16 protein-coding genes are annotated in these 24,190 nt (G+C 34.8%); 13 read left to right on the top strand and 3 right to left on the bottom strand.

The window, feature by feature from the left end; translation table 11 throughout:
* The first annotated feature begins 226 nt into the window (after positions 1-226).
* The 12 genes from rny to MHH66_RS07985 all read left to right on the top strand — a co-directional run bounded on the left by rny (position 227) and on the right by MHH66_RS07985 (position 16,083).
* The gene (gene rny, locus MHH66_RS07930; protein WP_002014600.1) at positions 227-1,792 is read left to right on the top strand and encodes a ribonuclease Y; all 1,566 of its coding nucleotides are present in this window, start codon (positions 227-229) and stop codon (positions 1,790-1,792) included.
* Positions 1,793-1,971: 179 nt separating this feature from the next.
* Positions 1,972-2,766, top strand: a complete 795-nt coding sequence (locus MHH66_RS07935; protein WP_002014601.1) for a TIGR00282 family metallophosphoesterase — start codon at positions 1,972-1,974, stop codon at positions 2,764-2,766.
* A 149-nt stretch (positions 2,767-2,915) separates the two neighbouring features.
* On the top strand, positions 2,916-3,176 hold the full coding sequence (gene spoVS / locus MHH66_RS07940) for a stage V sporulation protein SpoVS (RefSeq protein ID WP_000404341.1): 261 nt from the start codon (positions 2,916-2,918) through the stop codon (positions 3,174-3,176).
* A 59-nt stretch (positions 3,177-3,235) separates the two neighbouring features.
* Complete coding sequence (locus MHH66_RS07945; RefSeq protein WP_078184331.1) at positions 3,236-4,159, top strand: dipeptidase; 924 nt, start codon at positions 3,236-3,238, stop codon at positions 4,157-4,159.
* A 227-nt stretch (positions 4,160-4,386) separates the two neighbouring features.
* Positions 4,387-6,144, top strand: coding sequence for a 2-oxoacid:acceptor oxidoreductase subunit alpha (locus MHH66_RS07950; protein WP_016092174.1), 1,758 nt, complete (start codon positions 4,387-4,389; stop codon positions 6,142-6,144).
* Complete coding sequence (locus tag MHH66_RS07955) at positions 6,131-6,997, top strand: 2-oxoacid:ferredoxin oxidoreductase subunit beta (protein WP_002088040.1); 867 nt, start codon at positions 6,131-6,133, stop codon at positions 6,995-6,997. Before MHH66_RS07950 ends, MHH66_RS07955 begins: the two co-directional genes overlap by 14 nt.
* A 432-nt stretch (positions 6,998-7,429) precedes the next feature.
* Positions 7,430-8,959, top strand: coding sequence for a tRNA (N6-isopentenyl adenosine(37)-C2)-methylthiotransferase MiaB (miaB, locus tag MHH66_RS07960; RefSeq protein ID WP_033731185.1), 1,530 nt, complete (start codon positions 7,430-7,432; stop codon positions 8,957-8,959).
* Positions 8,960-8,962: 3 nt separating this feature from the next.
* Complete coding sequence (locus MHH66_RS07965) at positions 8,963-9,394, top strand: RicAFT regulatory complex protein RicA family protein (protein ID WP_002033698.1); 432 nt, start codon at positions 8,963-8,965, stop codon at positions 9,392-9,394.
* A gap of 127 nt (positions 9,395-9,521) precedes the next feature.
* On the top strand, positions 9,522-10,064 hold the full coding sequence (gene cotE / locus MHH66_RS07970) for an outer spore coat protein CotE (protein WP_002014610.1): 543 nt from the start codon (positions 9,522-9,524) through the stop codon (positions 10,062-10,064).
* 180 nt (positions 10,065-10,244) lie between these two features.
* Positions 10,245-12,917 carry a DNA mismatch repair protein MutS gene (gene mutS / locus MHH66_RS07975; protein ID WP_002190482.1) on the top strand — a complete coding sequence of 891 codons (2,673 nt, stop codon included), beginning with the start codon at positions 10,245-10,247 and terminating at the stop codon, positions 12,915-12,917.
* An 8-nt stretch (positions 12,918-12,925) separates the two neighbouring features.
* Positions 12,926-14,860, top strand: a complete 1,935-nt coding sequence (mutL, locus tag MHH66_RS07980; protein ID WP_063219185.1) for a DNA mismatch repair endonuclease MutL — start codon at positions 12,926-12,928, stop codon at positions 14,858-14,860.
* Between the two features lie 236 nt (positions 14,861-15,096).
* Positions 15,097-16,083, top strand: coding sequence for a choloylglycine hydrolase family protein (locus tag MHH66_RS07985; protein WP_063219186.1), 987 nt, complete (start codon positions 15,097-15,099; stop codon positions 16,081-16,083).
* A gap of 453 nt (positions 16,084-16,536) precedes the next feature.
* Here MHH66_RS07985 and MHH66_RS07990 read toward each other — a convergent pair whose 3' ends face one another.
* Positions 16,537-16,722 carry a hypothetical protein gene (locus MHH66_RS07990; protein WP_000461142.1) on the bottom strand — a complete coding sequence of 62 codons (186 nt, stop codon included), beginning with the start codon at positions 16,720-16,722 and terminating at the stop codon, positions 16,537-16,539.
* A 485-nt stretch (positions 16,723-17,207) separates the two neighbouring features.
* On the opposite strand from MHH66_RS07990, the gene MHH66_RS07995 reads away from it, so the two are divergent.
* Positions 17,208-19,991, top strand: coding sequence for a dynamin family protein (locus tag MHH66_RS07995; RefSeq protein WP_063219187.1), 2,784 nt, complete (start codon positions 17,208-17,210; stop codon positions 19,989-19,991).
* 99 nt (positions 19,992-20,090) lie between these two features.
* On the opposite strand, the gene MHH66_RS08000 is transcribed toward MHH66_RS07995, so the two are convergent.
* Together MHH66_RS08000 and MHH66_RS08005 are read right to left on the bottom strand one after the other, a co-directional pair.
* A complete protein-coding gene (locus MHH66_RS08000; RefSeq protein ID WP_078184330.1) occupies positions 20,091-22,010 on the bottom strand; it encodes an LTA synthase family protein in 1,920 nt (639 codons plus the stop codon).
* Positions 22,011-22,559: 549 nt separating this feature from the next.
* Positions 22,560-23,897, bottom strand: coding sequence for an NAD(P)/FAD-dependent oxidoreductase (locus MHH66_RS08005; RefSeq protein WP_078184329.1), 1,338 nt, complete (start codon positions 23,895-23,897; stop codon positions 22,560-22,562).
* Positions 23,898-24,190 lie beyond the last annotated feature (293 nt).

Consider the following 24,190-nt stretch of genomic DNA (forward strand, 5'->3'; position numbering starts at 1 on the left):
GATACAATGAGAATGTATATTTTTTCTTATATACGATATACTCTTCTCAAGAAGAGAAGTAATATTCGGAGTAAGACTTAAATCTTGCCGAAATAATAATATGACATTTTAATTGTGAAATGAAGAAAGTCCCTTAAAAAAGCGGGACGACGGTCTTTGCTGTACGTTGTAATTCAATGTACATGCCGACAGTCTTTTTTCATTCATAGCAAGGGGAGGTGAAATCATGAGTAGTAGTACAGTTTGGATACTCATCTCCATTTTGCTTGCAACAGTCGGTGCAGTTGTTGGCTTTTTTGTTCGAAAGTCTATTGCTGAAGCGAAGATTAATGGTGCAGCTAATGAAGCAAAACGTATTCTAGACGAAGCGAATCGTGATGCTGAAGCACTTAAGAAAGAAGCGCTTTTAGAAGCAAAGGATGAAATTCATACACTTCGTACAGAAGCTGAATTAGAAATTCGTGACCGTAGAAGCGAATTACAAAAACAAGAAAATCGTTTAATGCAAAAAGAAGAGAACCTTGATCGTAAAGACGAAACGCTCGATAACCGCGAGCGACAGTTAGAAAAGAAAGAGGAATCTCTTGTAGCGAAACAACAACAGATTGAAGAGTTGGAAAGCAAAGTGGGAGAGTTAGTTCAAAAGCAACAAACAGAATTAGAGCGCATTTCCAATCTGACCCGCGAACAAGCGAAAGCAATTATTCTTGGTAAAGTGGAAAGTGAAGTTTCTCATGAAATTGCCGTTATGGTAAAAGAAAGTGAAGTTCGCGCGAAAGAAGAAGCGGATAAGAAGGCAAAAGAGATTTTATCTCTTGCAATGCAAAGATGTGCAGCTGATCATGTTGCTGAAACAACCGTTTCGGTTGTAAATCTTCCAAATGACGAAATGAAGGGACGTATTATCGGACGTGAAGGTCGTAACATTCGTACGCTAGAAACGTTAACAGGTATTGACCTTATTATCGATGATACACCAGAAGCTGTAATTCTATCTGGATTTGACCCGATTCGTCGTGAAACAGCTCGTATCGCTCTTGATAAACTAGTACAGGACGGACGTATTCACCCAGCGCGTATTGAAGAGATGGTCGAAAAATCAAGACGTGAAGTGGACGAGTATATTCGTGAAGTCGGAGAGCAAACAACGTTTGAAGTGGGTGTTCATGGCTTACATCCAGATTTAATTAAAATTTTAGGTCGTTTAAAATACCGTACAAGTTACGGACAAAACGTCTTAAAACACTCTATGGAAGTTGCATATTTAACTGGACTTATGGCAGCGGAGCTTGGTGAGGATGAAAAACTAGCAAGACGTGCTGGTCTATTACATGATATCGGAAAAGCAATCGATCATGAAGTAGAAGGTAGCCACGTTGAAATTGGTGTTGAACTCGCAACGAAATATAAAGAGCATCCTGTTGTAATAAACAGTATCGCATCTCACCATGGTGACACAGAACCAACTTCTATCATTGCAGTTCTAGTTGCTGCAGCAGATGCATTATCAGCTGCAAGACCGGGAGCTCGTAGTGAAACGCTTGAGAATTACATTCGTCGTCTTGAAAAGTTAGAAGAAATTTCAGAGTCTTATGAAGGCGTAGAAAAATCTTTCGCAATTCAAGCAGGACGTGAAGTTCGTATTCTGGTAAAACCAGATACAATTGATGATTTAGAAGCTCATCGTTTAGCTCGTGATATTCGAAAACGTATTGAAAATGAACTGGATTATCCAGGACATATTAAAGTAACTGTTATTCGTGAAACACGTGCAGTGGAATACGCAAAATAAAGTGGTGAAACACCACTTTATTTTTTTGTGTTGGAATTGGGTAAAATAAAGAAAATTATTTATGAGCAGTATGCAAGTGAAAGAAACTTATAATAGATAAATTGTAACTGTTGTAAGGAAATAGCTTTAAGGTTATAGTATGGTAATAAAAAATGTAGTACATAGAAAGGGTAAGACATATGAGAATATTATTTGTTGGGGATGTAGTAGGATCTCCTGGTAGAGACATGATTCAACAGTACGTACCGGCATTAAAGAAGAAATATACACCGACAGTAACAATTATTAATGGAGAAAATGCTGCGGGTGGACGTGGAATTACGGAAAAAATATATCGAAACTTTTTAGAGTGCGGGGCACAAGCGGTTACGCTTGGAAACCACGCTTGGGATAACCGTGAAGTATTTGAATTTATCGATGATGCAAAATATCTTGCAAGACCAGCTAACTTCCCAGAAGGAACGCCGGGAAAAGGGCTTATCTTTGTAAATTGTAATGGAACAGAAGTTGCAGTTATTAACTTACAAGGACGTACTTTCCTTCCTCCAATTGATTGTCCATTCCGTAAAGTGGATGAGTTAATCAGTATTGCAAAAAAACGTACAAACATTATCTTTGTTGATTTTCATGCTGAAACAACAAGTGAGAAGCAGGCGTTAGGTTGGTATGTAGACGGTCGTGCTACAGCGGTAGTAGGTACACATACACACGTTCCTACAGCTGATAATCGTATTTTACCAAGCGGAACAGCTTATATTACAGATGTTGGTATGACAGGCCCATATGATGGGATTTTAGGTATGGATCGCGAAGCGGTATTGAAGAAGTTTTTAACGAACTTACCAGTGCGTTTTGAGGTGACGAATGGTAGAACACAATTAAGTGCAGTGTTAATTGATGTGGATCCTAATACAGGGAAAGCAAAGAAAATTGAGCGCATTTTAATTAATGATGATCAGCCATTTTTTGACTGATTTTTAACGAAAAGTTAGAGAATTCGTTATATTTTAATTTTTTAGAAAAATTACAGAAATTTAGCAGGAATACGTGCCATTCCTCGTGAATATAAGTTAAAGTGAAATAATTGCTATTACTTTTTATAGAAACGAGGAGGAAACGCGGAATGGAAATATTAAAAGTTAAAGCAACGTCGGTCCCTAATTCTGTAGCTGGTGCACTTGCAGGTGTTATTCGCGAACGCGGAACAGCAGAAATTCAAGCTATTGGTGCAGGTGCATTGAACCAAGCGGTAAAGGCAGTAGCGATTGCAAGAGGATTTGTAGCGCCTAGCGGTTTGGACTTGATTTGTATCCCAGCGTTTACAGATATTATGATTGATGGTGAAGAGCGTACAGCGATAAAATTAATTGTAGAACCTCGTTAAGTTGAAACAACCTGTTTGCATGTATGCAAACAGGTTGTTTTTGTAATGGAGGAATGAAAATGAAAATTTTTGATGCACATTGCGATGTACTCTTTCAGTTATGGAGTGCAAAGGGAAAAAAAGACTTTCAAAACGATTCACAATTACATATTACATTTGAACAATTAATGAAAAGAAAAGGAAGTATACAATGCTTTGCTATATATATACCAGAAACAGTAGCGTATGAAAAGCGTTTTGAAGTTGCGCTGCAAATGATAGATATTTTTCATAATGAAATTCTATCGCTACCAGGAATGAAGTTTATTCAGACAAAAAACGATATTAACATGCTAAAACAGGACGAGGTTGGAGCATTATTAACATTAGAAGGATGCGAAGCAATTGGAAAAGAGGCGATGAAATTACGTTTGTTTTATCGCTTAGGTGTACGTTCCTTTGGATTGACATGGAACTATGCCAATCTGTTAGCTGATGGAGCGCTAGAGGCACGTGGAGCAGGTTTAACTACATTTGGTAGACAAGTTGTACAAGAACTTAATACGTTACATTTATGGACCGATGTGTCTCACTTAAATGAAAGAAGCTTTTGGGATGTTATTGAAATTGCTAAAAACCCAATTGCATCTCATTCAAACTGTTATCAACTTTGTGGGCATCCACGCAATTTAACCGATGAACAAATAAGAGCCCTTATAAAGAAAAATAGCATTATTGGTATTACTTTCGTACCGCAGTTTTTAACGAATGAAAGACAAGCGAATATAGCAGATATATTAAGGCATGTGGAATATATTTGTTCATTAGGTGGAGAAAAAAATATAGGATTCGGTTCTGATTTTGATGGGATTTTAGAAACTGTTGTAGGTGTAGAAGCATATAGGGATTATGAAAATATAATGAATCAACTGTGTAAAAAGTATAATGAATCAACTGTAGAGCGATTTTTGTATAAAAATTTTGTTGACTGTATAACGTTCTAAAGAATATGTTTTAAAAATTCGGAAAAATTAAAATAAATTTACTTGAATTTATTGATTTTTTTAAGACCTAATACTAGAATGGTAAACGAAATAGCATTATACTAAAGATTAAGGGAAATCAGAAGAGGCATAATTTGCGTCCATTGTAGTTTATTTGCATAAAAAATGCTAAACTATTACTGTAAAAAAATACACTACAATGAATGCAGCCAAAAGGGGTGTAGGAGATGATTAGTCAACTTTCATGGAAAGTTGGAGGCCAACAAGGTGAAGGAATTGAAAGTACAGGAGAAATCTTCTGTATTGCATTAAACCGATTAGGATATTACCTATACGGTTACCGCCACTTCTCATCACGTATTAAAGGCGGCCATACAAATAATAAAATTCGCGTAAGTACAACAGAAGTACGTGCGATCTCAGATGATTTAGATATTTTAATTGCTTTTGATCAAGAAACAATTGATTTTAACTTCCACGAACTACGTCCGGGCGGAATTGTAGTTGCAGATGCGAAATTTAATCCGACAATACCTGATAATACAGATGTAAATCTATATGTGATACCGTTTACGGATATCGCTTCAGAATTAGGCACATCTTTAATGAAAAACATGGTTGCTGTTGGGGCATCTAGTGCGGTATTAGGATTAGACGAAACAGCTTATTTAGAGGTTGTTGAAGAAATCTTTGGTCGTAAAGGAGAGCAAGTCGTTCAAAAGAATATGGAAGCAATTAAACGCGGCTCTCAATACATGAAAGAATTGCTTGGTGAGAAAGTAAACATGATGCAGCTTGAAAAAGCTGATGGTCAGAAACGCATGTTTATGATTGGAAACGACGCAATCGCATTTGGTGCGGTAGCTGGTGGTGCTCGCTTTATGTCTGCATATCCAATCACACCTGCATCTGAAATTATGGAATATTTAATTAAAAAGTTACCAAAAGTCGGCGGAACAGTAATCCAAACTGAGGATGAAATCGCAGCTTGTACAATGGCGATCGGTGCAAACTACGCTGGTGTTCGTACATTAACAGCATCTGCTGGTCCTGGTCTTTCTTTAATGATGGAAGCAATTGGTTTAGCAGGTATTACTGAAACACCGCTAGTTATCATTGATACACAACGCGGTGGCCCAAGTACGGGCTTACCAACAAAACAAGAGCAGTCTGACTTAATGGCTATGATTTACGGAACGCATGGTGAAATTCCAAAAATCGTAATGGCGCCAAGTACAGTTGAAGAAGCTTTCTATGATATTGTAGAAGCGTTTAACTTAGCAGAAGAATATCAAGTGCCTGTTATTTTCTTAACAGATTTACAGCTTTCTTTAGGAAAGCAAACAGTAGAACCACTTAAGTTAGATAAAGTGGAAATTCGTCGTGGTAAGCTTGATTTAGAAGTAGAATTACCAGAACGTGAAAATAAAGCATACTTCAAGCGTTATGAAGTAACAGAAGATGGGATTTCACCACGTGTTTTACCTGGTATGAAAAATGGTATTCACCATGTTACAGGTGTAGAACATGATGAAACGGGTAAACCATCTGAATCAGCGTTAAATCGTAAAGATCAAATGGACAAACGTTTCCGTAAAATGGCGAATTTACAGTTTAATACCCCTATTTACAAAAATGCTAAGCATGATGACGCAGACGTATTGTTAGTAGGCTTTAACTCAACTCGTGGTGCGATCGAAGAGGCAATGCAGCGTTTAGAACAAGAAGGAATGAAAGTAAACCATGCCCATGTACGTTTAATTCATCCGTTCCCAACAGCTGAAATCGATCCACTTGTGAAAAAAGCGAAGCGTGTTGTAGTAGTAGAAAACAATGCAACTGGTCAGCTTGCTAACATTATGAAAATGAATCTTGGCAATGGTGAGAAAATTTCTAGTCTTTTAAAATACGATGGAAATCCATTCTTGCCGAAAGAGATTTACAACGAATGTAAAAAAGGGGTTGTATTAAATGGCAACATTTAAGGACTTTCGTAACAGTGTAAAACCAAACTGGTGCCCAGGTTGCGGAGACTTCTCGGTGCAGGCTGCGATTCAGCGTGCGGCAGCTAACGTTGGTTTAAATCCAGATGAGCTAGCTGTTATTTCTGGTATCGGCTGTTCCGGTCGTATTTCAGGGTATATTAATTCATATGGTTTGCATAGTATTCACGGACGTGCTCTTCCGATTGCACAAGGTGTGAAAATGGCAAATCGTGATTTAACAGTTATTGCATCCGGTGGTGACGGTGATGGTTTTGCGATTGGTATGGGACATACAATCCATTCTATTCGTCGTAACATTGATATTACGTACATCGTAATGGATAACCAAATTTACGGATTAACAAAAGGTCAAACTTCACCACGTAGTGAAGCTGGATTTAAAACGAAAAGTACACCACAAGGTTCAATTGAACCATCACTAAATGTTATGGAAATGGCTTTAACAGCTGGTGCGACATTTGTGGCGCAAAGCTTTTCAAGTGATTTAAAAGAATTAACGCAAATTATTGAAGCTGGTATTAACCATAAAGGCTTTTCATTAATTAATGTATTTAGTCCATGTGTTACTTATAATAAAGTAAATACTTATGATTGGTTTAAAGAGAATTTAACGAAACTAAGTACAGTAGAAGGATATGATCCATCTAACCGCATGATGGCTATGCAAACATTAATGGAAAAGAACGGGTTAGTAACAGGTTTAATTTATCAAAACACAAAGCAGCCTTCTTACCAAGAGCTTGTAAAAGACTATAGTGAAAAACCTTTAGTGCAAGCTGATTTGAATATGGATCAGAAAATGTTTGATGAGCTTGTTGCTGAATTTATGTAATAATCGGAGAGAAGGTTGCCGCTTGGTAACCTTCTTTTTGAGTGAATAAAAATAATTAATAGATTTGTTTACTTAGAAAATTCAGAATGATAAAATAATATATAAATCGTTGTATAAAAATAGCATGTTCAATAACTGTGAAATGAAATATAGGATAAGAAGCCTTCTTCGTTAAAGTTGGCTAAAGGCTCTATACTATGATAATGTGTATAGGGATAAAGCAATATACTTTTGGGTAGGACAAGATGAAATAAAAAAAGGGAATGTCTATTTGTGTGGGGAAGACTTCATTCTTACGGATGATTAGATCGATTACTCAAGTTTCAAAGGGCAAGTTATCTCTCATGCTATCTAACATCATTGAGATGGGTCTAAGCGCATTAAAATGGACTACAGAGTGTGTGTATAGTTAAGGGTGAAAGGAGATTACCGATGAACGAGCAACAACGATTAGCAAGTCGACAAGCAAATTCCTCTACGAAAAAAGAAGAGAAAGATTATAGTAAATACTTTGAAAGTGTATACCAACCACCTTCCTTGAAATTGGCGAAAAAGCGTGGGAAAGAAGAAGTTAAAATTGAAAGAGATTTTGGCCTACCTAAAGAGTTTCGCGATTTTGGCGCAGGAAGAAAGTTTTACATTCGTACATACGGCTGTCAAATGAATGAGCATGATACAGAAGTAATGGCTGGGATTTTTACAACACTTGGATATGAGCCAACCTTTTCAACTGAAGAGGCAGATGTAATTTTATTAAATACTTGTGCAATTCGTGAAAATGCTGAAAATAAAGTGTTCGGTGAACTTGGTCATTTAAAATCATTAAAGCGAAGAAATCCGGATCTTATAATTGGTGTATGTGGTTGTATGTCTCAAGAGGAATCTGTTGTAAATAAAATTATGCAAAAAAATCAGCATGTAGATATGGTGTTTGGTACACACAATATTCATAGATTACCGTATATTCTAAAGGACGCAATGTTCTCAAAAGAGACGGTAGTTGAAGTTTGGTCAAAAGAAGGGGATGTAATTGAAAACCTTCCGAAAGTACGTCGTGGTGATATTAAAGCTTGGGTAAATATTATGTATGGCTGTGATAAGTTTTGTACATATTGTATTGTACCGTATACACGCGGAAAAGAGCGCAGCAGACGTCCAGAAGATATTATTAAAGAAATTCGCCATTTAGCTGCGAACGGTTATAAAGAAATTACGTTACTTGGACAAAACGTAAACGCATACGGTAAAGACTTTGAAGATATACAATATGGTCTTGGCGATTTAATGGATGAACTTCGTAAAATCGATATCGCGCGTATTCGTTTTACAACAAGCCATCCACGTGATTTTGACAATCATTTAATTGATGTTCTTGGAAAAGGTGGTAACCTAGTAGAACATATCCACTTACCGGTTCAATCTGGTAGTACAGATATGCTTAAAATTATGGCGCGTAAATATTCGCGAGAACACTATTTAGAGCTTGTACGAAAAATTAAAGAAACAATTCCGAATGCAGTGCTAACGACTGATATTATCGTTGGTTTCCCTAATGAAACGGATGAGCAGTTTGAAGAGACGATGTCGTTATATCGTGAAGTAGGATTTGATACGGCATTTACATTTATTTATTCTCCGCGTGAAGGTACACCAGCTGCAAAAATGCAAGATAATGTTCCGATGGAAGTGAAGAAAGAGCGATTACAACGCTTAAATACACTAGTGAATGAATATGCAGTTAATAAGAATAAGCGTTATATAGGTCAAATTGTAGAAGTATTAGTTGAGGGAGAAAGTAAGAATAATCCTGAAGTACTTGCGGGATATACACGTACGAATAAACTTGTAAACTTTGTTGCTTCAAAATCTTTAATTGGTCAGCTTGTGAAAGTAAAAATAACGGAAGCAAAAACTTGGTCTCTTAACGGGGAATTGGTTAAGGAGCCGATTGAGGTGAAATAATAGATGAAAGTATATACGAAAGATGAAATTGTTGAGCAAGCGAAAGAATTAGCGAAAATGATCTCTGAAACAGAAGAAGTCGATTTCTTTAAGCGAGCAGAAGCACAAATTCATAAAAATGAAAATGTAAAGCGAGCAATTGATGAAATAAAAGCTTTGCAAAAACAAGCAGTAAACTTGCAACATTATGGGAAATGGGAAGCTTTGAAAAAAGTAGAAGCTGAAATTGATGCACTTCAAGATAAGTTAGATAATATCCCAGTTGTACAGGAGTTTAAATCTTCACAAACGTATGTAAATGACTTACTACAGCTAGTTGCTAGTACCATTTCTAACAATGTAACAGATGAAATATTAGTTTCAACTGGCGGCGATGTGTTGAAGGGTGAAACTGGTGCAGCAGTAGAAAGTAAAAAAGGAAATTGTGGTTGTTAAAGAGATGTCTTATTGACATCTCTTTTTTTAGTGGGTTATATCGGAAATTCTTCTCAAAAAAAAGAATGACACATTCCGCTATTGTCACGCATATGATTAAGTGAATAGTGATTGAGGAGGGTTACGAATGTCCGAATTTAGAGAGATTATTACAAAAGCAGTGGTTGGAAAAGGACGTAAGTATACAAAGTCAACGCATACATGTGAATCGAATAATGAGCCAACAAGTATTTTAGGGTGCTGGGTAATTAACCATTCGTACGAAGCGAGAAAGAATGGAAAACATGTGGAAATTGAAGGTTTCTATGATGTAAACACTTGGTATTCATTTGATGGAAACACAAAGACTGAAGTTGTAACAGAACGTGTTAACTACAATGATGAAGTAAGTATTGGGTATCGTGATAAAAACTTCTCTGGTGACGATTTAGAAATTATCGCTCGTGTAATTCAGCCGCCAAATTGTTTAGAAGCTCTTGTATCGCCAAATGGTAATAAAATTGTTGTGACGGTAGAACGTGAATTTGTAACAGAAGTAGTTGGGGAAACGAAAATTTGTGTAAGTGTAAATCCTGAAGGTTGCGTAGAATCAGACGAGGATTTCCAAGTCGATGATGATGAGTTTGAAGAATTAGATCCGAACTTTATCGTCGATGCAGAAGAAGAGTAAGAGAAAGCTAGGGAGAAGTTCTTCCTAGCTTTTTACAGTACATAAGTGGTTCTGCATCAACATGATTCCTTATGAAATGTGCTATAATGAGGAAAGACTCCTGGAATAGGAGATATGGATGTCCGTGAAGTGTGACATATATGAATATAGATTATTATGTAAGAATTATGGAGGAAAGACATGACGCAATATACGCCTATGATACAGCAATACTTAAAGGTTAAGGCAGACTATCAAGATGCCTTTTTATTTTTCCGATTAGGTGATTTTTATGAAATGTTCTTTGAAGATGCGGTTAAAGCAGCTCATGAACTTGAAATTACATTAACGAGCCGAGATGGTGGTAGTAGTGAACGTATACCGATGTGTGGTGTACCGCATCATGCAGCTAAAAATTATATTGAACAACTTGTTGAAAAAGGATATAAAGTAGCTGTTTGTGAGCAAGTGGAAGACCCAAAAACAGCTAAAGGTGTAGTACGTCGTGAAGTAGTACAACTAATTACGCCAGGAACGATGATGGAAGGGCGTACAATAGACGAGAAGGAGAATAACTTCTTAGCAGCATTAACACATTTCGAAGATGGATCTTATGCGCTAGCTTGTAATGACTTAACGACTGGACAAAATACAGTGACGTTATTAACTGGTTCAGTAGAAGATATTTTATTAGAAGTGTATGCGACTGGTTCAAAAGAAATTGTTGTAGATTCTACATTTTCAAAAGATGAATTAAATAAGTTAACTGAAACATTAAAAATGACGATTTCGTATGAAGATACAACAACTATTCCAGAAGGATTAGAACATCTTGTGAAAAGTGTTTCCCAAGCAAAATTAATTAAAGCAATTGGACGCTTATTTAACTATGTGATAAGAACACAAAAACGTTCGTTAGATCACTTGCAACCAGTAGAAATTTATTACACGAATCAATTTATGAAAATTGATGTGCATTCAAAACGCAATTTAGAGTTAACAGAGACTCTTCGCACGAAGGAAAAGACAGGCTCATTATTATGGCTATTAGACAAAACAAAAACGGCTATGGGTGGGCGTATGTTAAAACAGTGGATGGAACGTCCACTTATCCAGAAAGAAAAAGTTGAAGAGCGTTTAGAAATGGTTGAAACGTTTGTAAATGATTACTTCTTACGTGAAGATTTAAAAGAAAAGTTAAAAGAAGTATATGATTTAGAGCGTTTAGCAGGGAAAGTTGCATTTGGTAATGTAAATGCACGGGACTTATTACAATTAAGACGTTCTTTACTGCAAGTACCAGCTATTTTAGAAGCGATTAGTCTGTTAGATAATGCTTATGCAGCAAGGTTAATTCAAGGTGCAGATCCATGTGAGAGCTTAACTGAATTACTAGGAAGAAGTATTCAAGAAAACCCACCGCTTTCTATTAAAGATGGAGATATTATTAAAGATGGCTATAATGATAAGCTTGATCAATATCGTTACGTTAGTAAAAACGGAAAAACGTGGATTGCTGAGCTTGAAAAACGAGAGCGTGATATTACAGGGGTTAAATCATTAAAAATTGGGTACAACCGTATTTTCGGCTACTATATTGAAGTGACGAAGGCTAATCTTGCAGCACTTCCAGAAGGGCGCTATGAGCGTAAACAAACACTTGCAAATGCAGAGCGTTTCATAACAGATGAGCTAAAAGAAAAAGAAACATTAATCTTAGAAGCAGAAGAGAAAATTGTACAATTAGAATACGATTTATTTACAGCACTTCGCGAAGAAGTAAAAGTATTCATTCCGAAATTACAGCATTTAGCGAAAGTAATTAGTGAACTAGACGTACTGCAAAGCTTTGCGACAGTTAGTGAAGAAGAGCAGTTTGTAAAACCTGTTTTAACAAATAAGCGCGAAATCTTTATTAAAGATGGTCGTCATCCTGTCGTTGAAAAAGTATTGAACGGGAAATTGTATGTACCGAATGATTGTATTATGCCGGAGAAGATGGATGTCTTTTTAATTACAGGACCGAACATGTCTGGTAAAAGTACGTATATGAGACAATTAGCACTTGTTACTGTTATGTCACAAATTGGTTGTTTTGTACCAGCGACAGAAGCAGTATTACCTGTCTTCGATCAAATCTTTACGAGAATTGGTGCAGCGGATGATTTAATCTCAGGTCAAAGTACATTTATGGTTGAAATGTTAGAAGCGAAAAATGCAATTGCAAATGCATCAGAGAGAAGTTTAATTTTATTCGATGAAATTGGACGCGGTACATCTACGTATGATGGTATGGCACTTGCGCAAGCAATCATTGAACATATTCATGACCAAATTGGTGCGAAAACATTATTCTCTACACATTATCATGAATTAACAGTGTTAGAAGAAAGTTTAGACCAACTAAAGAATGTACATGTTTCAGCAATTGAAGAGAATGGAAAAGTAGTTTTCCTTCATAAAATTCAAGATGGAGCGGCTGATAAAAGTTACGGAATTCACGTTGCTCAACTTGCCGAGCTTCCAGAGAGTTTAATCGCTCGCGCGAAAGAAGTGTTAGCACAACTAGAAGGACAGGAAGAAATTGTTATTCCGAAACGAGTAGAAGTGAAAGTGCCAGAAGTCGCTCCAGAACCAGTTGTTGTAAAAGAAGAACCAGCAGAAATACAAGAGACGAAAGTAGAGACTGAGGAAGAATCGCAATTATCATTCTTTGGTGGAGAACAGTCTTCGAAAAAACAAGACAAGTCAGTTCTAGATGCAAAAGAAACGGCAGTACTTGCACAAATTAAAAAGATTGATTTACTCGATATGACGCCTTTAGAAGCGATGAATGAACTGTATCGTTTACAGAAAAAGTTAAAGAAAGGATGAGTAAGTAGATGGGGAAAATTCGCAAACTCGATGATCAACTCTCTAACTTAATTGCGGCAGGGGAAGTAGTAGAGCGCCCTGCCTCAGTTGTAAAAGAACTCGTGGAAAATTCCATCGATGCGAATAGTACATCTATTGAAATCCACTTAGAAGAAGCTGGATTATCGAAGATTCGCATCATCGATAATGGAGATGGTATTGCTGAAGAAGATTGTATCGTTGCATTTGAACGACACGCAACGAGTAAAATTAAAGATGAAAATGATTTATTTCGTATAAGAACGCTCGGTTTCCGCGGAGAGGCCCTGCCGAGTATTGCCTCAGTGAGTGAATTAGAGTTAATTACGAGCACAGGTGATGCGCCTGGTACACACCTTAGTATTAAAGGTGGAGACATTATAAAACAAGAGAAAACGGCAAGCCGAAAAGGAACAGATATTACTGTAAAAAACTTATTTTTTAATACACCAGCGCGTCTTAAATATATGAAAACTATTCATACAGAGCTTGGGAACATTACAGATATCGTGTATCGTATTGCAATGTCTCACCCAGAAGTATCGTTAAAACTGTTTCATAATGAAAAGAAATTGCTTCATACATCAGGAAACGGTGATGTAAGACAAGTACTTGCATCGATTTACAGCATTCAAGTTGCGAAGAAGCTTATTCCGATTGAAGCTGAATCTCTAGACTTTACAATTAAAGGATATGTAACATTACCAGAAGTAACGAGAGCGTCGCGTAACTATATGTCAACGATTGTAAATGGCCGTTACGTTCGAAATTTCGTATTAATGAAAGCAATTCAGCAAGGATATCATACGTTATTGCCAATCGGACGATACCCAATCGGCTTCTTATCAATTGAAATGGATCCAATGCTTGTTGATGTCAACGTACATCCAGCAAAATTAGAAGTACGCTTTAGTAAAGAACAAGAATTGCTAAAGCTTATCGAAGAAACATTGCAAGCTGCATTCAAAAAAATACAACTCATTCCAGATGCTGGTGTAACAACGAAGAAAAAAGAAAAAGATGAAAGTGTGCAAGAACAGTTTAAGTTTGAGCATACAAAACCGAGAGAATCATCTATGCCTAACATCGTTTTACCAACAGGAATGGATGAGAAACAAGAAGAAACAACGACTGTAAAACAACCAGCACAACTGTGGCAACCGCCGAAGCAAGAATGGCAACCACCACAGTCACTCGTAAGAGAAGAGCAAAGCTGGCAGCCATCCTCTAAGCCGGAAACGGTTCGGGAGGAAAAGGAATGGACTAGCAACGATGACGATTTTGAATTAGAGGAATTGGAAGAAGAAGTCGGGGAGATAGAAGAGATTGAAATGAACGGTAATGACTTACCGCCGCTTTATCCAATTGGACAGATGCACGGAACATATATTTTCGCTCAAAATGATAACGGGCTATATATGATTGATCAGCATGCTGCGCAGGAGCGCATCAATTATGAATATTTCCGTGATAAAGTGGGACGAGTTACGCAAGAAGTACAAGAATTACTTGTACCGTACCGCATCGATTTATCTCTTACCGAATTTTTACGTGTCGAAGAGCAGTTAGAAGAACTAAAAAAAGTCGGACTATTTTTAGAGCAGTTTGGCCATCAATCCTTTATCGTTCGTTCGCATCCAACGTGGTTCCCGAAAGGACAAGAAACAGAAATCATTGATGAGATGATGGAGCAAGTCGTCAAACTAAAAAAAGTTGATATTAAAAAATTACGTGAAGAAGCAGCTATTATGATGAGCTGTAAAGCATCGATTAAGGCAAATCAATATTTAACGAACGATCAAATATTCGCTTTACTTGAAGAACTTCGTACAACAACAAACCCATATACATGTCCGCATGGAAGACCGATTCTGGTGCATCATTCTACTTATGAGTTGGAGAAGATGTTTAAGAGGGTTATGTAGGTATACTGTCCATAGAGAAAAAATGGTTCCTAGTTATTTTAATAAAATATAGAGAGAAATAAAAAGGAGCGATAGTAACAAGTCGCTCCTTTTTTTAAATTCATTTATAAACTAGAAATAACCTATTTGTAATTTATATGTGCTTTCCCATTTTTTTGTAAGGAAATGGTTTTTAATTTACAGATTTATCAGAATTATGTAAAGTGTATATAAAACCATAAAATGGGGTGTTCTTTATGTGTACTAGTTTGACATTACAGACAAAAAACGGTCAGCATCTTTTTGCAAGAACGATGGATTTCACATTAGATTTGAATCAAGAAGTAATAATCATTCCTCGACATTACCAGTGGAATAATATAACTGGTGAAATCATTAATACGAAACATGCTACGGTCGGAATGGGGATTAATCATCAAGGAAGGGTCATTATGGCGGACGGAGTAAATGAAGCAGGTATGACATGTGCAACACTCTATTTTCCAGGATTCGCTACTTATAGTAAAAGTATAGATGATAACAAAACGAATCTGGCTCCATTTGATTTTGTGACTTGGAGTCTTACACAATTCAATTCTGTCAAAGAGTTAAAGAAGTCTGTAGATAGCATTACCTTTTTGGATATACCATTACCGGATTTAGGACTTACGCCACCACTACATTGGATTTTAGCGGATAAATGGGGAGATTGTATTGTACTGGAGCCGACAAATGAAGGATTAAAAATGTATGACAACCCACTAGGAGTGATAACTAATAGTCCGGAGTTTAATTGGCATTTACAAAATTTAAGACAATATATTGGCCTTAAAGCGCAGCCATTCGCGCCAACAGAGTGGAGTGATTTACCATTAAGTGCTTTTGGGCAAGGCTCAGGCTCAATGGGACTTCCTGGGGATTTCACCCCGCCATCAAGGTTTGTGCGGGCAGCATATGGCAAACAAAATATTCAAGATATAGATAGCGAAGAAGAGGGAGTATCGGCCCTTTTTCATATCTTATCAAATTGCGAGGTTCCTAAAGGTGGAGTAATAACAGAAGAAGGTACATTAGATAATACCATATATACAAGCGTAATGTGTATGGAGTCCGGAACATATTATTACCATACCTACGATTGTAGACAAATTATAGCCATTCATTTATTTCATGAAAATTTAGATACAGATGAGATTAAAGCCTATTCGTTCCAACGAAAACAAAAAATATTTTATGAAAACTAAGTAGCTTTGAAACAACGCTTAGTAAATTTTTAAATATATATAATAGAGCAATAATGACCTATAAAAAGTAGGAATCGGAAGGGATATAATTGATAATCTAATAAGTAACCCGAATAAATATCCCTTAAGAAAAAATAGACGCAAAATATTCAAGGTATTATATAAATTCAATACAACGACTTCTAGAAGGGCCATTAAAGTGCTATTATGCAAAGTAAACATGAGCGTACTCCATTTATAAATAGCAAAGAACAAAAAAGGTATGGAAAAAATCCATACCTTATATTTATAATTCAAGTTCTTCCATTATCTATGTATAAAAAAGCGCTGTATATCAGCACTTTTTAAAAGTACATGAGTTGTATAAGAAAGATTTATACATTAATAAAAACATAACTATGCAAGGTCTAATATAGATTCTTATTTGGCACATCGTTACAAGGATTTATGCGGTTATTTATTTTTATTATTATTAATTTTTTCAGTATATAAAACCTGCTCTTTATAATGCTTTTTAATTGGGAAGTTATGTGTACCAGAGCCGTTTTTGAAAGTTTTATTGATGGGGTTTTTTAGAGGGACTGTTGTAGTTTCAGTAAATTCATATGGGTAATTTATTTTAGATTTATCTTCAAACATGAAAATGCCTCCTTTTTAGGATTTCCTGGATTCTTTACTATAACATGATATGCATATAGATTTTTTTTGGACTAGTTATTTATATAGGTTAATGGAATTTAATTACGTAACTACTGAAATATTTCAAAGGAAAACAATGTGAGAAATATATTATAATGATTTCTTTTATTTATTAGCGAAGGGAATCTTGCATATATATTCGTTATAGGTTGTTTTTATAATATAATATATATATAGTTTTCCTGATAATATAATGTGGAATATTATAGTGTTATTAGGTTATTAGGAACATTTAATGTTGTTTCACAACTGAAAGGGAATTGAAAAAAAACTGAAACTTTTCTCATAAAAATTCAATCTTACTTGAAAAATGAAAGGAAAATGAAATTTTCTAAAAGGAATTCTTTGTTAAGATAAAAAGCATACATACAAAAAAGTATTGACATATCTCAAAAATGTATTTTCGAGATATAGTGGGGGAAAAGATGAGATTAGAAAAACAATTAATAAAAAAGATGTATTATGAAACATTCCTAATGGAGAATGAAACACACCCACCTCTTCAAGTACTTGGAGAAGCTTATGTAAACGAAGAAAAAAATGAGATTTCTGATGGATCTTATATTCGTTTTGCACAAGGTGAATTTTATTATCACCATCAAGATTTTGAAGCAGCTATTTTTAAATGGGAGAAAGTTAGTAATGAACTAGCACCATGGGCACAAAAAAATATTGCGGATGCTTACTTCGAACTTAACCAATTATCAGTTGCTGAAAATGTGTATACTTCCATTACTACTGATAACAAAATACTTATGACCGAAATTGTACTGCAATTACTGTCTCTTTACATCGAGCAAAATAATTTTGATTCAGCTTTCGCTGTTATAAAAGAAGCGGTTTCTTTAAATCCCGATTATCCAAACGTCACAACAATTGCCCGTTCCTTTTATGAAGAACAGCAAGATTTTGATAGTGCAGTAGAGCTTGCTGTGAACGAGTTAATTCGAACAGAATCTTATCCGTGGTTTGAGGTTCTAAAAGAATATATCGATAAAGGATTTACTAAAAATATTTCACCAGACTATTTTTATAAAGTATTAGTTACATTAAATAATGTAGATCAAGTACAATTTACGCAAATTGTTTCATCACTTTGGCACAGCTATAAAGATGAACAAAATTACTTATTATGGCTCAACACAATAAATGAATTTTTCATACATATCGAAATACATTCGTCCGATATATGGGACGAAATTTCTTCTCTTTACGAAGAAACATACTTTGAATTAATTCAAGGTCAATATATGCTTAGACAATTACACGATATCATTCCAAACCTGTTAACAAATTGGTTAAAGGTAGTCAATCCCTCTCATGCTGTATTTCCATCTGCAGCAGTATTGGCATGGGATGAGATTTTTCCTTCTAAAATAGATTCAGCGGATATAAAAGATGCAGAAGACCTACTGTCATATTCTATTAATCATGTGAATGGCTTAGAGTATAGTTTACATCTTTTTGAATCTATTACACACTGGGCACAAGAACATGATTTAGAAATGGGTAACCGATTTAGCTGGTTAGTTGGTGAGCTTGCAGATTTAAGAACAAATCGCCTATTAGTAACTGGAACTTCAGGGAACGGAAAAGCTTCATTTATTAACTCTATTTTAGGAGAAAATATATTAGAAAACTCAATCTCAAATGTAGTTGTTTTTAAAAATGACGCTTATACAGAAATTAACGCTATAACAGATTCGGAAATTACAACAACTGAGAATTTCTCTGATTTCCATAACATGATGGCAGTGCATCGTCAAACATATAGAGATAGAGCGTGTGTTGAATTTAAATTACCATGCAGGTTTTTAAGTAAAAATAAACTTACATTCGTTGTTACACCTAGCTTTAATAGGAACAATGACGCGAGAGATGAGGTGTTTGAATATTTAAACTCTGTAGATGAATTATTATTCGTATTGAATACGGATTCACCTTTTACTGACAAAGAACGTGACATTCTATTAAGTATCCAAGAACATACACCAAATCTACAAGTTCATTTCTTATTAAATAAAATCGATAACATTTACAATGAAGCAGAAGCAAAAAGAGTTATACAAGATACGCAAGTGAGAATAAATACATATTTCCCTAATGCAAGAGTTTTCCCTTATTCTTCGTTATATACAAATAGTAAACAACTAAACGATTTAACTGAGTTTATTCATTTTAACTTTAACCATAAAAATATCGATGCAGAACGTACTGAAAAGCTATTGTTTTTCATTCGAAAAACAATTACATATCTTTTGGATAAACGCGTCGAGAGAGAAAATAATCTAGTGGATTCTATTAATTGGAATGAAGATATGTTAGTTAAACTAAATGCTTGTATTAATAACCTTACTGCTTTTGAGAAGGAAAAAATTCATTTAATTACAGAAACATATCGTACAATGAAAAACGAAATTACTAATGATCTTACAGAACATATTCCGAAATTATTGCAGAGTTGTTCCGATTTAATTAGTGAAGAAAGTGATTTTGGGAACATTGATATTGAACTAAATACAGCGATGAATGAAAGGGTGCAACAATATCTAGAACAAACTGTATTACCTAATCTTGCTCGCTCGATGCAAAATTGGATTGCGACTTCTAATAACGAGCTCCTTCAAAGTCAATTGTACTTAGCAGAAACCAGTGAAGGACTTAATTCTTTATTTGGAGAAAATCGAATACAGTTAGAATGTGACTTTAAAGTAATTGATGACTGGCGAAGAGATACTGATAGAATGACAACTAGAATACAAATGGAAGAAGTAAATATTTTACGCCGATTTACGCCAGCACAATTTTTACTGAAAAGTGCCGGTAAATTATTTGGAGTTCTTCCTAAAAATAAAGCTATGCTATATAACAAATACAAACAGTATTTAGAAAATGAAGATTATACCGATGTAACGGCTTCTATTATGAAGAAATTTTTCTTGCAGTTTGAGCTATTTGAAAACACACAAGAGCGGGATATTAATATGTTCTTTAGAAATCCATTTGGCTCGTTGGAACAAGCTGTAAAAAACACTCATTTAGAAATAAAAGAAAAACAAGATAAACTGCATAAAATGAAATCAAACCCTGAAGTTTATCATGATCCTATAACGCTCTTTGAATTGAGATTACGTCAATGTGAAGTAATCTTAAATATAGGTGAGGATAATGCCTATACAGATTTAACTTTAGAAACAAGCGTAGAATAAAAGTAAAATATATCAAGTTTTTTATATAAAATTGCATCATGTGTTATAAGAGGGGAAAAGGGAGCAACCGTAATGAGTTGCTCCCTTTCTTTATATAGATTACTTTTCAGTTTCTTTAATTTTAGTTTTTACTTCTCCAGTTTTAATTTTATTACTTTCTGAGAAACGTAATAAATCGCCTTCAATAATTTTGTCAGACATTCGTAACTCATTTTGTGCACGGTTAATCATTTCTTGAGCTTCTTTTTTTGGTAAATCTACAACCTCACCTGTTTCTCGATTATAAAAAGTATGATTTGTATATGCATACTTGTCTGTAACGAAGCTGCCATCACGGAAAACAACAAATCCGTTATATTCATCTGAAAACATATCATGACCAAAACGGATATCGTTAGTAGTATCAACCCCTAATAAATTTAGAATAGTAGGTTTCATATCAATTTGTCCCGTAGGCTTTGAAATAGTTTGACCTTCTGTTTGGCCAGGGATATGAATATATAAAGGTGTGCGTTGTAAATTTAAAGTATCAAATTCTGTTATTTGATCTTTTTCTAAAAACTGTGCCATTGCGCGATTATGTTTTTCAGAAATGCCATAATGATCACCATATAACACAATAATAGAATCATCATACATTCCCTCGGCTTTTAAACGCTCAATAAATTTTTTAATTGATTCGTCTAAGTAACGTGCTGTTACGATGTAGCGATCAAATACGCCATTACCAGAGTTGTATGGTTCAATGAATTTTGTATCTTCATCATACGTAAATGGATAATGGTTTGTTAAAGTAAGGAAACGAGCGTAAAATGGTTGATCAACAGTTTTTAATATATCTACGGATTGATCAAAGTATTCGATATCTTTTAATCCCCAATTTAAATTTGTTTCGGGTGTAATTTTGTAATCAAGTTCATTATAGTAACGATCATAACCGAGAGCAGAGTACATAATGTTACGATTCCAAAATGTTGCGTTATTCGCATGGAATACAGAAGTGAAATAACCTTGCTGACGTAAAATTTCTGGAGTCGCAGTATAATCGTTGTTACCGTGCGTGAAGAATACAGCTCCTCGATTTAATGGATACAACGATGTATCTATTAGAAATTCAGAATCTGATGTTTTTCCTTGACCAGTTTGGTGGAAAAAGTTATCAAAGTAATAGCTTTCATTTATGAATTCATTCAAGAACGGTGTAACTTCTTGACCATTGACGGATGCACCTATTAAAAAGGTTTGCAAGGATTCAAGAGTAACGACAATTACGTTTTTTCCTTTAGCTGCACCAAACATGTTAGGATTCGGCTCGCTATGGTTTGCCTTTACGTAGTTTTCAGTTTCTTGTAATTTACTACTATCTGCAAGTGCCTTTTGGGATCCAGCTTTTACTTGTAGTGTTAAATCATATACTTGATGAGTGTATAGTCCTAAATTTTTCACAAGCATTACGCGGTCGAAGGATCTCGTTAATAATTCAGGTCGTTCTTTTTCTGCAAGCTGTAGATTTGCAAAAAATACACCAATCGTTAAGAGAAAATATAACAAGCGTGCAGAATGAGTTACACGTCCTGTTTTAAAGACTATCGATTTCTTCTTTAACAAAATAAAGAAGAAAATAATGTCTACGAATGCGAGTATAATTTTGTAGTTTAATATTTCTTTAATACTGCCGCCTAACTGTGTAAAGTTAGATGTTTGTCCAAGCACTGGTAACGTAACAAAATCGCTATAAAAATCATAGAACATTACATTTCCAACGAGAACTATAGTTAATAAGAAATTAATACATAGCGCTATATAATTTCGCTTTTCACCAGTTGCAAATAATGCTAATCCAACAAATGCTAATGATGCAGCTAGAGGGCTAATAAACAAAATAAGTTCTTGTGTGGAAGACTCAATTTTCAAATCAAAACTGAATCGCGTAATAAGATATGTTTTTAACCATACTGCTAAAGCAATTATTAAAACAAAGCTTATATTTTGCATTTGTAAATTTATTTTATTCTTCATTTTTACACCTTCTTTATAGAGTTTATTTAACTAAGGTTATATATTATGTTTTTATAACTATTAGAGTGTGGTGAACCATTTAGATTATATTTTTCTAAAGGTAATAATTTGAAGTATTCATATACATACAATGGAGAATTTTAAAGCGAAGTAACATACATCTAATTTTTTTGAAACAGAGCAGAAAAAGTCATAGTCGTAGTAAAAAATACTTATAGACATCCTAACATATTAAACACTACGGCGATGTTACAAAATATCGAACAAATGAAAGTGAAAATGAATAGATGGTTTTTAAACCATTGACATTCAATAAGTTTGAAATTCCAGAAAAGTCAACTTGAAGAAAACGGTTATATTAATTAGTAGAAAACTACATTCTATATAGAATGTAGTTTTTCATGTGTTTTCAATATATCCCGTAAAATCCTGATTCTTTGTGGCTTAATCATCAGCGGGGGAGGGATAATAATTTCGTTAAAGCTATTATTAGATAAGTAAAGTGTTGGTGAAACTTAAAACATTTGACTGGCATCTTAATTAAAAAGTTTAAATACCTGATAAATATTTTCCAACATACAGACCACTTGCAGCTGCTTGAGATAATGAATGAGTGACGCCTGAACAATCTCCAATTAAAAATAGCCCATTCATACTTGTTTCAAAATGGTTATTGATTTTTATTGTAGGAGCATAGAACTTTCCATCAATTCCATATAATAAAGTATCTTTATCGATAGGTTCTTGGATAAATTGTTCTAAACGTAATAAAAATTTTTTGAGTCCTTCAATATATAATGGAGGAATTTCTTCATTCAAATCTCCATAATCTCCGTGTAGTGTAGGCTGTATACGATTATGTTTCATGTTGTTCTCCGCTGTAGGTTGTTTCTTTATTAAGTCCTCTAAACGCTGTATAACAATCCGATTTCGTCCTTGGTTAATGCTTTTAATAATTGAACTTGCGTATACATTTGCTTCTTTGAGAGTTGGAAAATAGCGCGGGATAAATAAAGTGAAATTTAAGTTAGAAGTGCCAGTTCCTTGCTCTCGAAAATTTTGACCGTCAGGCATAACTAAACCTTCTTCATACTTTCGAATAATGCGTCCTTTTGGATTCATACAGTAAGTAGTAGCCGTGAAATGTTCATGCTGATAAGAAAGTTTCGTCTCAAATGTATCTTTTAATATAGAACGTAATTGATGTTCTTTCATCTCTACCCTAATACCTAAATCTATACGGGTTTGCTCCTGTGCAATTTCAAGGGAAGAGCACATTTCTTTTAACCAATCCGTTCCAGAACGCCCAGTTGCAAATACTAATTGCTTAGAATGGACAGTTCCTTGATTTGTAGATATTTTAAAATGGTCTTGCTGCTTAACGACATGTTGTACATCTATATGAAATCGGATATCTATTTTGTTAAGTAAAAATTCATAGAGCTGCTGAAAAATGTTACTTGAAAGTGTAGTACCAAGATGCCTTACTTCTGTTGTTAGCATTTGTAAACCACACGTTTCAGCTCTCTTATTAAGAGTTGGATTTTCTGTAGAATATTTTGAAACAGAATTTCCTCCGAACTGACATAGAATCTCATCTACTTCAGCCATAAGTTGTAAAAAGCCTTCTTTACCGACTTTTTGCTCAAGTTCTCCGCCAAATCCGTTTGTATAATTAAATTTCCCTTCAGATTTTCCTAAACCACCAAACCCGAAATATTTATCACATGTAGTACAATTACACACTTTTCCTTGGTCTAAAGGACAATGGCGATCTTCTAGCGCTTTACCTTTATCAAGAATTAAAACCTTTTTGTTACTTTGGGCTAATGAATAAGCCATAAAAATGCTACTCACTCCAGCTCCGATAATTGTAACATCATACATATTCTTTCACCTGCTAACGAATAGTTTGTTTTTTATTTTCTTAGTGTATAACACTTTTATGAAGTTAAGAAATAGCTTTTATTAATAAAGAGGGAGTTTTTGAACTTGATGCTTTTTTAATTTCTCTGAGTGGTGGAGTAAATACAAATGTTTTTATTTGAAAGAAGAAATAGATTTAAATGATCACTATGTCATATGATTAATAAAATCTTACATATAAAAAAAACAGACCTTTTAAGTAAAGAGGTCTGCTAATCATTGGAAATAGTTGTTAAGTGCATAAATTTGAAGAG

Origin of the sequence: Bacillus sp. FSL H8-0492 (assembly GCF_038006145.1) — a bacterium.
GTDB classification, from domain to species: Bacteria; Bacillota; Bacilli; order Bacillales; family Bacillaceae_G; genus Bacillus_A; species Bacillus_A mycoides.

Coding starts and splice junctions, on each gene's coding strand:
- MHH66_RS07985 (WP_063219186.1), top strand. CDS start 15,097: ATGTGTACTAGTTTGACATTACAGACAAAAAACGGTCAGCATCTTTTT.
- cotE (WP_002014610.1), top strand. CDS start 9,522: ATGTCCGAATTTAGAGAGATTATTACAAAAGCAGTGGTTGGAAAAGGA.
- MHH66_RS07990 (WP_000461142.1), bottom strand. CDS start 16,722: ATGTTTGAAGATAAATCTAAAATAAATTACCCATATGAATTTACTGAA.
- mutS (WP_002190482.1), top strand. CDS start 10,245: ATGACGCAATATACGCCTATGATACAGCAATACTTAAAGGTTAAGGCA.
- miaB (WP_033731185.1), top strand. CDS start 7,430: ATGAACGAGCAACAACGATTAGCAAGTCGACAAGCAAATTCCTCTACG.
- MHH66_RS07950 (WP_016092174.1), top strand. CDS start 4,387: ATGATTAGTCAACTTTCATGGAAAGTTGGAGGCCAACAAGGTGAAGGA.
- MHH66_RS07965 (WP_002033698.1), top strand. CDS start 8,963: ATGAAAGTATATACGAAAGATGAAATTGTTGAGCAAGCGAAAGAATTA.
- rny (WP_002014600.1), top strand. CDS start 227: ATGAGTAGTAGTACAGTTTGGATACTCATCTCCATTTTGCTTGCAACA.
- MHH66_RS07935 (WP_002014601.1), top strand. CDS start 1,972: ATGAGAATATTATTTGTTGGGGATGTAGTAGGATCTCCTGGTAGAGAC.
- MHH66_RS07945 (WP_078184331.1), top strand. CDS start 3,236: ATGAAAATTTTTGATGCACATTGCGATGTACTCTTTCAGTTATGGAGT.
- MHH66_RS07955 (WP_002088040.1), top strand. CDS start 6,131: ATGGCAACATTTAAGGACTTTCGTAACAGTGTAAAACCAAACTGGTGC.
- spoVS (WP_000404341.1), top strand. CDS start 2,916: ATGGAAATATTAAAAGTTAAAGCAACGTCGGTCCCTAATTCTGTAGCT.
- MHH66_RS08000 (WP_078184330.1), bottom strand. CDS start 22,010: ATGAAGAATAAAATAAATTTACAAATGCAAAATATAAGCTTTGTTTTA.
- MHH66_RS07995 (WP_063219187.1), top strand. CDS start 17,208: ATGAGATTAGAAAAACAATTAATAAAAAAGATGTATTATGAAACATTC.
- MHH66_RS08005 (WP_078184329.1), bottom strand. CDS start 23,897: ATGTATGATGTTACAATTATCGGAGCTGGAGTGAGTAGCATTTTTATG.
- mutL (WP_063219185.1), top strand. CDS start 12,926: ATGGGGAAAATTCGCAAACTCGATGATCAACTCTCTAACTTAATTGCG.